The organism is Streptomyces olivaceus, assembly GCF_000721235.1.
Classification (GTDB): Bacteria; Actinomycetota; Actinomycetes; order Streptomycetales; family Streptomycetaceae; genus Streptomyces; species Streptomyces olivaceus.
The window spans coordinates 1-8856 of record NZ_JOFH01000077.1 but is presented as its reverse complement, the minus strand read 5'-3'; the positions used below and the strand labels follow the sequence as shown (position 1 = coordinate 8856).

General features: G+C 71.1%; 8 protein-coding genes. 7 read left to right on the top strand and 1 reads right to left on the bottom strand.

The annotated features are described in order from the left end of the window. Positions 1-95 precede the first annotated feature (95 nt). The 6 genes from IG94_RS41260 (at position 96) to IG94_RS0137525 (ending at position 6359) form a co-directional block, all read left to right on the top strand. Complete coding sequence (locus IG94_RS41260) at positions 96-266, top strand: Trm112 family protein (RefSeq protein ID WP_007450268.1); 171 nt, start codon at positions 96-98, stop codon at positions 264-266. A gap of 124 nt (positions 267-390) precedes the next feature. After that, entirely contained in the window at positions 391-1518 is a 1128-nt protein-coding gene (locus IG94_RS0137545; RefSeq protein ID WP_031048420.1) for an SIS domain-containing protein, read from the top strand. A 73-nt stretch (positions 1519-1591) separates the two neighbouring features. Continuing rightward, positions 1592-2743, top strand: coding sequence for a mannose-6-phosphate isomerase, class I (gene manA, locus IG94_RS0137540; RefSeq protein ID WP_031048419.1), 1152 nt, complete (start codon positions 1592-1594; stop codon positions 2741-2743). Between the two features lie 151 nt (positions 2744-2894). Further along, positions 2895-3875, top strand: a complete 981-nt coding sequence (locus tag IG94_RS0137535; protein ID WP_031048417.1) for a cation diffusion facilitator family transporter — start codon at positions 2895-2897, stop codon at positions 3873-3875. A 293-nt stretch (positions 3876-4168) separates the two neighbouring features. Beyond that, positions 4169-5623 carry an adenosylhomocysteinase gene (gene ahcY, locus IG94_RS0137530; protein ID WP_031048414.1) on the top strand — a complete coding sequence of 485 codons (1455 nt, stop codon included), beginning with the start codon at positions 4169-4171 and terminating at the stop codon, positions 5621-5623. A gap of 121 nt (positions 5624-5744) precedes the next feature. Continuing rightward, positions 5745-6359: a hypothetical protein gene (locus IG94_RS0137525; RefSeq protein WP_031048411.1), complete on the top strand. Its 615-nt coding sequence runs from the start codon at positions 5745-5747 to the stop codon at positions 6357-6359. Between the two features lie 40 nt (positions 6360-6399). Here the strand turns inward: IG94_RS0137525 and IG94_RS0137520 are convergent, their stop codons facing one another. Next, the gene (locus IG94_RS0137520; protein ID WP_031048408.1) at positions 6400-7335 is read right to left on the bottom strand and encodes an RDD family protein; all 936 of its coding nucleotides are present in this window, start codon (positions 7333-7335) and stop codon (positions 6400-6402) included. Positions 7336-7461: 126 nt separating this feature from the next. Between IG94_RS0137520 and IG94_RS0137515 the strand changes: the two genes are divergently transcribed. Beyond that, on the top strand, positions 7462-8469 hold the full coding sequence (locus IG94_RS0137515; RefSeq protein WP_031048405.1) for a stage II sporulation protein M: 1008 nt from the start codon (positions 7462-7464) through the stop codon (positions 8467-8469). Positions 8470-8856 lie beyond the last annotated feature (387 nt).

The following is an 8856-nucleotide window of genomic DNA, read 5'->3' as shown; positions in this document are numbered from 1 at the left end:
CCACCCCCCCCGCCACCCCCGACACCGCCCCCAAATCCGGCGGTACCCTGACCAGCACATCCGCACAAGCCCCACCGCCCCCGAAGGGAACCCCCATGCCGCTCGAAGCCGGCCTCCTGGAGATCCTCGCCTGCCCCGCCTGCCACGCCCCCCTCAAGGAGCAGGACGCGGAGCTGATCTGCACCGGTCAGGACTGCGGCCTGGCGTACCCGGTACGCGACGGCATCCCCGTCCTCCTCGTCGACGAGGCCCGCCGCCCCGAGTAACGGACGGCCAGGCGCCCGGCACCCCGCCCCGGCCCTCCGGCCCCCGCATACCGGACGTACCGGGCCCGGCCCCCGGAGACCCGCGCAACCGAACGAACGCCCCGGCGATCGGAGACCTGCCGCCATGCTCGACGAATCGCTCCTCGACACCCCGGAGCGCCTCACCGAGGCCGACCGCCGCGGCCTGCTCCGCGGCGCCGCCGAGGCCGGTGCCCGGGTCCGCACCGCCGCGCGGCACGCCGCCGAGGCCGGCGTCGGCAACCTCAAGCCGGACGGCCGCCCCCGCGCCGTACTGATCGCCGGTCCGGGTGCCGCTGCCATGCACGCCGCCGACCTTCTCGGGACCCTCGCGGGCGCCGGCAGCCCCGTCATCCGCCTCGCCCCCACCGGCGTCGCCGCCGCCGCGGGCGCCCTGCGCTGGGAACTGCCCGGTTGGGCCGGTTCCGTCGACCTCCTGCTGATCGCCACCCCGGACGGCGCCGAGCCGGGCCTGTCCCTCCTCGCCGAACAGGCGTACCGCCGGGGCTGCACGGTCGTCGCCGTCGCCCCCGGCCGTTCTCCGCTCAGCGACGCGGTGAGCGCCTCCCACGGCCTGCTGATCCCGATGGCGACCGCTCCCTACGACCACGACGAGCCCCTCGCGGGTGCCGCCCCGGGCGTCCTGTGGGCCCTGCTCACTCCGCTCCTCGCGCTGCTGGACCGCACCGCCCTGCTCGACGCCCCGCCCGAGGCCCTCGACAAGGTCGCCGACCGCCTGGACCGCGTCGCCGAACGCTGCGGTCCCGCCGTCGTCACCTACAGCAACCCGGCCAAGACCCTGGCCGCCGAACTCGCCGAGTCCCTCCCGGTCATCTGGACCGAGGGCACCTCCGCCGGCCCCGCAGGGCGCCGCTTCGCCGCCGCCCTCGCCGAACTGTCCGGAACTCCGGCCGTCGTCGCCGACCTGCCCGAGGCGCTCGCCGCGCACAACGCCCTGCTCGCGGGGCAACTCGCCGCAGCCGCCGACCCCGACGACTTCTTCCGCGACCGCGTGGAGGAAGCACCCGCACTGCACGCGCGCGTGGTGCTCCTGCGGGACCGCCCCAGCGGCGGACTCACCGCCGCCCCCAACGCCCGTGACCTTGCCCTGGGCCACGACACGCCGATCAGCGAACTCGAACCGGAAGCGGGCGGCGAACTGGAGACCCTCGCCGAACTGATCGCCGTCACGGACTTCGCCGCCGTCTACCTGGCGCTCGCCTCGGGCGCCTGACCTCGTACGCAGCAGGAAAAGCACCAGGAAACGCCCCGCGCACCCACCGCGCACGCACCGGCAGAGAGAGCCCATGGACCGCCTCGACAACACCGTCCGCCCCTACGCCTGGGGCTCCACCACCGCGATCCCGGACCTGCTCGGGACCGAGCCGACCGGCGAACCCCAGGCGGAGATGTGGATGGGAGCCCACCCGGGCGCCCCCTCCCGCACCGGCCGGGGCTCCCTCTCCGAGGTCGTCGACACCGACCCCGAGAAGGAACTGGGCGCCGCCTCCGTGGCCAGGTTCGGCCCCCGGCTGCCCTTCCTCCTCAAGCTCCTCGCCGCCGGCGCCCCGCTCTCCCTCCAGGTCCACCCCGACCTCGCCCAGGCCCGCGCCGGCTACGAGGACGAGGAGCGCCGGGGCGTCCCCCTCGACGCACCGCACCGCAACTACAAGGACGCCAACCACAAGCCCGAACTGATCTGCGCCCTCACCGAGTTCGACGGCCTGTGCGGCTTCCGCGCCCCGGCCGAGGCCGCCGACCTGTTCGACGGCCTCGGCATCGCCTCCCTCAAGCCCTACGTCGACCTGCTGCGCGCACAGCCCGAGGACGCCGCCCTGCGCGAGGTCCTCACCGCGATCCTCACCGCCGACCCCGAGGAGATGTCCCGCACGGTCGGCGAGGCCGCGGCCGCCTGCGACCGCCTGGGCGGCGCCTACGCGCCCTACGCCGACATCGCCCACCACTACCCGGCCGACCCCGGCGTCCTCGCGGCCATGCTCCTCAACCACGTCCGGCTCCAGCCGGGCGAGGCCCTGTACCTGGGCGCCGGCATCCCGCACGCCTACCTCAACGGCCTCGGTGTCGAGATCATGGCCAACTCCGACAACGTCCTGCGCTGCGGCCTCACCCCGAAACACGTCGACGTCCCCGAACTCCTGCGCATCGTCCGCTTCGAGGCCGGCGACCCCGGCATCCTCCGCCCCGAGGCGTCACCCGACGGCGAAGAGGTCTACGACACCCCGACCGACGAGTTCCGTCTGTCCCGCTACGTCCTGCCCGAGGACACCGGAGTCCACGACCTCACCCTGTCCACCCCGCAGATCCTGCTCTGCACGGCCGGCACCGTACGGGCAGGCGGACACGAACTGGCCCCCGGCCACTCCGTCTTCGTCCCCGCGCACGAAAAGGCCGAAGTGTCCGGAACCGGCACGCTCTTCCGGGCCACCTTGCGCGTCTGACGGCGCATCCGGCACACCGGGCGCCCGCCCGGGCTGCAACAATGGCGCACCGCAAAGGCGGGGCAAAGCCGATGACCGGCTCCGGCCCCACCGGCGTACGGACGCAGACGAAGCAGATGCAGCAGACGAAGGCGAAGGGACAACGCGACACATGAGCGCGTCAGGCGGTACCAGGGCGATCGTGGCGGCACTGCTCGCCAACCTCTCGATCGCGGTGGCGAAATTCGTGGCGTTCCTCTTCAGCGGATCGTCGTCGATGCTCGCCGAGTCGGTGCACTCCGTCGCCGACTCGGGCAACCAGGGGCTGCTGCTCCTGGGCGGCAAACGCGCCCAGCGCGAGGCCACCCCGCAACACCCCTTCGGCTTCGGCCGCGAGCGCTACATCTACGCCTTCCTCGTCTCCATCGTGCTCTTCTCGGTCGGCGGCATGTTCGCCCTCTACGAGGGCTACGAGAAGATCAAGCACCCGCACGAGCTGGAGCACTGGTACTGGCCCGTCGGCGTCCTCATCTTCGCGATCATCGCGGAGGGCTTCTCCTTCCGGACCGCCATCAAGGAGTCCAACCCCCTGCGCGGCAAGAAGTCCTGGAAGGACTTCATCCGCCACGCCAAGGCCCCTGAACTGCCGGTCGTCCTCCTGGAGGACCTCGGTGCCCTCGTCGGCCTCGTCCTCGCCCTCGGCGGCGTCGGCCTCGCCCTGCTCACCGGCAACGGCGTCTGGGACGGCATCGGCACCCTGTGCATCGGCATCCTGCTCATCCTGATCGCGCTGATCCTCGCCGCCGAGACCAAGTCCCTGCTGCTCGGCGAGGCCGCCGGCGTCGAGGTCGTCCAGCAGATCGAGACCGCGATCGTCGCCGGCGACACGGTCACCGGCATCATCCACATGCGCACCCTCCACCTCGGCCCCGAGGAACTGCTCGTCGCCGCCAAGATCGCAGTCCGCCACGACGGCACGGCCACCGAGATCGCCGCCGCGATCAACGCCGCCGAGTCCCGTATCCGCGAGGCCGCACCGATCGCCCGCGTCATCTACCTGGAACCGGACATCTACAGCGACTCCGAGGCCGCCAAGGGCCCGGACCCCGAGGCCACCCCCGGAGGCCCGGCCGCCCCGCCCGCCGACCACTGACCGACACACCGCTCGCGTCCCCGCCGCCTCCCGTCACCCTTCGTGAACGTCCGGAAGTCTTCGGAGGCGGACTGGGGACGGCGGGCACCCGCGGTGTAGCTTGGGACGGAGCCAGACGTCGCTGCTGATGGCGGTCGGGCGGTCCAGGACGGACCGGCCGAGGGAGAGAGGGCCTCCGACGGACTGCGCTGCGTGTACGCGGGCATGCCAGTGTCCTCTTCGGGGCACCCCTGTGTCCGCCGCCGCGCAGGTCAGCCGTACCCACCTCGACCCAACCCGAGGAGCAGCCCGTAATGACGACTGTCGACCGACAGGACTTCAAGGTCGCCGACCTCTCCCTGGCCGCGTTCGGCCGCAAGGAGATCACCCTCGCCGAGCACGAGATGCCGGGCCTGATGGCGATCCGCAAGGAGTACGCCGAGGCCCAGCCGCTCGCCGGCGCCCGCGTCACCGGCTCCCTGCACATGACCGTGCAGACCGCCGTGCTCATCGAGACCCTGGTCGCCCTGGGCGCCGAGGTCCGCTGGGCGTCCTGCAACATCTTCTCCACCCAGGACCACGCGGCCGCCGCCATCGCCGTCGGCCCGGACGGCACGCCCGACAACCCGCAGGGCGTCCCGGTCTTCGCCTGGAAGGGCGAGACCCTCGAGGAGTACTGGTGGTGCACGGAGCAGGCGCTGACCTGGCCCAACACCCCCACCGGCGGCCCGAACATGATCCTGGACGACGGTGGTGACGCCACCCTCCTCGTTCACAACGGCGTCGAGTACGAGAAGGACGGCAAGGTCCCCTCGGTCGACACCGCCGAGTCGGACGAGCACCGTGTGATCCTCGAACTCCTCACCCGCACGGTGAGCGAGAGCCCGCAGAAGTGGACCCAGCTGGCGTCCGAGATCCGCGGCGTGACCGAGGAGACCACGACCGGCGTCCACCGCCTGTACGAGATGCACCGCGACGGCACCCTCCTGTTCCCGGCGATCAACGTCAACGACGCGGTCACCAAGTCGAAGTTCGACAACAAGTACGGCTGCCGCCACTCCCTGGTCGACGGCATCAACCGCGCCACCGACGTCCTGATCGGCGGCAAGACCGCCGTCATCTGCGGCTACGGCGACGTGGGCAAGGGCTGCGCGGAGTCCCTGCGCGGCCAGGGCGCCCGAGTGATCATCACCGAGATCGACCCGATCTGCGCCCTGCAGGCGGCGATGGACGGCTACCAGGTCACGACGCTGGACGAGGTCGTCGACAAGGCCGACATCTTCGTCACCACGACCGGCAACAAGGACATCATCATGGCCTCGGACATGGCCAAGATGAAGCACCAGGCCATCGTCGGCAACATCGGCCACTTCGACAACGAGATCGACATGGCCGGCCTCGCCAAGATCCCCGGCATCGTCAAGGACGAGGTCAAGCCGCAGGTCCACACGTGGACCCACCCCGACGGCAAGGTTCTCATCGTCCTGTCCGAGGGCCGCCTGCTGAACCTGGGCAACGCCACCGGCCACCCGTCGTTCGTGATGTCCAACTCCTTCGCGGACCAGACCCTGGCCCAGATCGAGCTGTTCACCAAGCCCGACGAGTACCCGACCGACGTCTACGTGCTGCCCAAGCACCTGGACGAGAAGGTCGCCCGCCTCCACCTCGACTCCCTCGGCGTCAAGCTGACCACGCTCCGCCAGGAGCAGGCCGACTACATCGGCGTCAAGGTCGAGGGCCCGTACAAGGCGGACCACTACCGCTACTGAGCCCACCGGGCTCCCCACGGCTTCTCGCCTCCGAGACAGGCCCCCGCACCCCCGTGCCGGGGGCCTGTCCCGTTGCCGCCTCAGCGGCCGGACCAGCAGCCCGTCACCACCCAGGACCTCCATGCCCCGCGGCCGGTATTCGCTCCACGATCCGCACGACCACACCCCTCTCGCAGCAGAACACTTCCAATGCGCCCCGGGCCCGTCCGGCTGGCGCTACGTCTCACGGCTGACCACGCCCACCGGAGACCACCACGGTTCCGTCGACCTCGCCCTCGACGAGCTCGGCCGCCCCATCCGCCTCGAACTCCACGCCGGCGACTGGCAGGTGCGCGGCGCCGCCATCGACGGCATCACCTGGGTCCGTACCGATCCCACCGGAGTCCACGCCACCGAAGGCAATGTGCGCGCCCACGCCTTCACCGGCACGTCCCCGGCCTTCCTCGTCGCCGTCACCCGTCTCCTGCGCCTCACCCCCTCGGCATCGGCCACCCGCGTACGCCTCGTCGCCCTCACCGGTCCGGTCCTCGCCCCCCGCACCGTGGACCAGTCCTGGGCCTTGCTGAGAAGAGAAGCACACACCACTGACAACGGCCCCCTGACCGTGGACGAATACCAGGTCACGGCCCTGGACACCGGTGAGCAGCACCTCGTGCACATGGCCGGCGACGTCGTACTCGCGGCTCCCGGCATCGAGCTGGACGACCTGGAATCCCCACCGTCCGTGTTCCCGTGAGACGAGGCGGCAGCCGACGCTCCCCTCGTCGCCCCAAGCCCTACGCCGGCGGAACGAACCCGGTACCGGGCCGACGCTCCTGCCGTACGTCCCGCGGCTGCTCCGCCTGTCCGTTCTGCGGCGGTGCGGTGCGCGGCGTTCCCTGCTGCGACGCCGCCGCCGGCGACGCGGGGGACGGCGGCGAGGCGGCAGCCGGTCCGAGAAGGGCGGACCCCCCTCCACCACGAGGATCACCGAACGCCCGACGGGACTCCCGGGCCTGCCGCTCCTGCAGGACCGCCGCCAGGTAGGCGGGCGGCGGAACCTCCTGAGGCACGGGGGCACCCGTGCGGGCGGCCACGTCAGCGGCGAGCCGTTCCGCCATGGCCCGTCCGACGTGGACGTCCAGCTGCCCCATCCGCGCCAGGTACTGACGAACGGCGAGCCAGAGTTCGTCGGGGACCGCGGACAGGTCGAGTCCCGAGAACCGCCCTGCAAGCCAGGGCGGAGGCGGCGGCATGAAACCCCCCGACGTGGCGGGCACCCGCTCCCGCACCACCAGGGTGCCGGCGAACACGTCACCCAGCCGACGCCCCCGCGCCGACACCAGTGAGGCGATGCAGGCGACGACGCCGAACGTCATGAGGATCTCGATCACCCCGATCAGGCCCCGCACCAGAGAGTGCCGGAACCGCACCGGCCCACCGTCGTCCCGCACCACCCGCAGACCGCACGCCACTTTTCCGAGCGACCGCCCGTGACTGAGTGTCTCCACGGCGATCGGCCCGCCCACCAGCACGAGGACGAAGGCCGCGATGGACAGCGCGGTCTGGGCCGCCACGTCGAGAGAGGCCGTGGACGCCACCAGAGCGATGGTCACCGCCATGTAGACGACCACCGCCACCACCAGATCGAGCAGGACGGCCAGCGCCCTGCTGGGCAGCCTCGCGGGGCGCAGCTCCAGTGCTACCGCCTCGCCCGTCACCAGCTCGCCCACGCCCGCCGTCCTTCCGCCGACTGCCCCCGCCCTCGCCAGTCTGCCAAGCTGAGGACGCACCGCGCCGCGGTACGACAAGCTGATCCACGACGAGCCGCTGACGATAGCCGAGGAGCAGGCACACCGATGGACCTCGACGTCTTCGTCTCCGCCCACCGCGTGGAGTGGGACCGCCTCGACGCCTTGCTCCGCCGCCGGCGTCGGCTGACCGGTGCCGAGACCGACGAGCTCGTCGTCCTCTACCAGCGCACGGCCACCCACCTCTCCCTGATCCAGTCCAGCGCCTCCGATCCCCAGCTCACCGGACGGCTCAGCCAACTGGTGGCACGCGCGCGCAGTGCCGTGACAGGGACCCGGCGAGCCTCCTGGCGCGACGTCACCCGGTTCCTGACCCAGCAGTTCCCGGCAGCCGTCTACCGCGCACGGCACTGGTGGGTCCCCACGGCTCTCCTGTCGACCGCCGTCGCGGCGCTCCTCGGCTGGTGGATCGGCACCCACCCGGACGTGCAGTCGACCATCGCGGCCCCGGGAGAGCTGCGGGAACTGACCCGCCCCGGTGGCCAGTACGAGACGTACTACTCCAGCAATCCGGCGGCGTCCTTTGCCGCGCAGGTGTGGACGAACAACGCCTGGGCCGCCGCCCTCTGCCTGATCCTGGGCGTCTTCCTCGGCCTCCCCGTCATCTGGATCCTCTTCCAGAACATGCTCAACCTCGGTGTGGGCTTCGGCCTGATGTCCTCGGCCGGCCGCCTCGACACCTTCCTCGGCCTGGTGCTGCCCCACGGCCTGCTCGAACTGACCGCGGTCTTCGTCGCCGCGGGTACCGGGCTGCGTCTCGGCTGGACCCTGATCGACCCGGGCGCCCGCACTCGACGCGTCGCGCTGGCCGAGGAGGGCAGAGCAGCCATCGGCATGGCAGTCGGCCTGGCCCTAGTCCTCTTCGTCTCGGGCGCCATCGAAGGCTTCGTCACCCCCTCCGGCCTGCCGACCTGGGCCCGCATCACCATCGGCGTCCTCGCCGAGGCGGCCTTCCTCGCCTACGTCTATGTCCTGGGCGGACGCGCCGTCCGCTCCGGCGACACGGGAGACGTCGAAGAGGCCGAACGCAGCGCCACCGTGCCAACGGCCGCCTGATGTGCATCCGTACGCGGTGAGCTGCTAGTGTCCTCATCGTCCCCGCAAGAGCCGTTGACACGGCATGAGCGGGGAGGTAGATTTGAACAGTTGCCTGAAGACGGGTCCATCCCAGAGGGTGACAGGAACATCTATCCGCTTCTTCGAATCTCTGAATTCGAAGAAGCGCTCTCCCGATGAATCGGAATGAGTGGCCAGTCAGACTGGTCCCGAACATCTGATAAAGTCGGAACCGCCGGAAAGGGAAACGCGAAAGCGAGAACCTGGAAAGCACCGAGGAAATCGGAGCGGAAAGATCTGATAGAGTCGGAAACGCAAGACAGCAAGACCGAAGGGAAGCGCCCGGAGGAAAGCCCGAGAGGGTGAGTACAAAGGAAGCGTCCGTTC

What these genes read in the sequence shown, in the direction of transcription:
- IG94_RS41260 (WP_007450268.1), top strand. Translation starts at nt 96, where the DNA reads ATGCCGCTCGAAGCCGGCCTCCTGGAGATCCTCGCCTGCCCCGCCTGC.
- IG94_RS0137545 (WP_031048420.1), top strand. Translation starts at nt 391, where the DNA reads ATGCTCGACGAATCGCTCCTCGACACCCCGGAGCGCCTCACCGAGGCC.
- manA (WP_031048419.1), top strand. Translation starts at nt 1,592, where the DNA reads ATGGACCGCCTCGACAACACCGTCCGCCCCTACGCCTGGGGCTCCACC.
- IG94_RS0137535 (WP_031048417.1), top strand. Translation starts at nt 2,895, where the DNA reads ATGAGCGCGTCAGGCGGTACCAGGGCGATCGTGGCGGCACTGCTCGCC.
- ahcY (WP_031048414.1), top strand. Translation starts at nt 4,169, where the DNA reads ATGACGACTGTCGACCGACAGGACTTCAAGGTCGCCGACCTCTCCCTG.
- IG94_RS0137525 (WP_031048411.1), top strand. Translation starts at nt 5,745, where the DNA reads ATGCCCCGCGGCCGGTATTCGCTCCACGATCCGCACGACCACACCCCT.
- IG94_RS0137515 (WP_031048405.1), top strand. Translation starts at nt 7,462, where the DNA reads ATGGACCTCGACGTCTTCGTCTCCGCCCACCGCGTGGAGTGGGACCGC.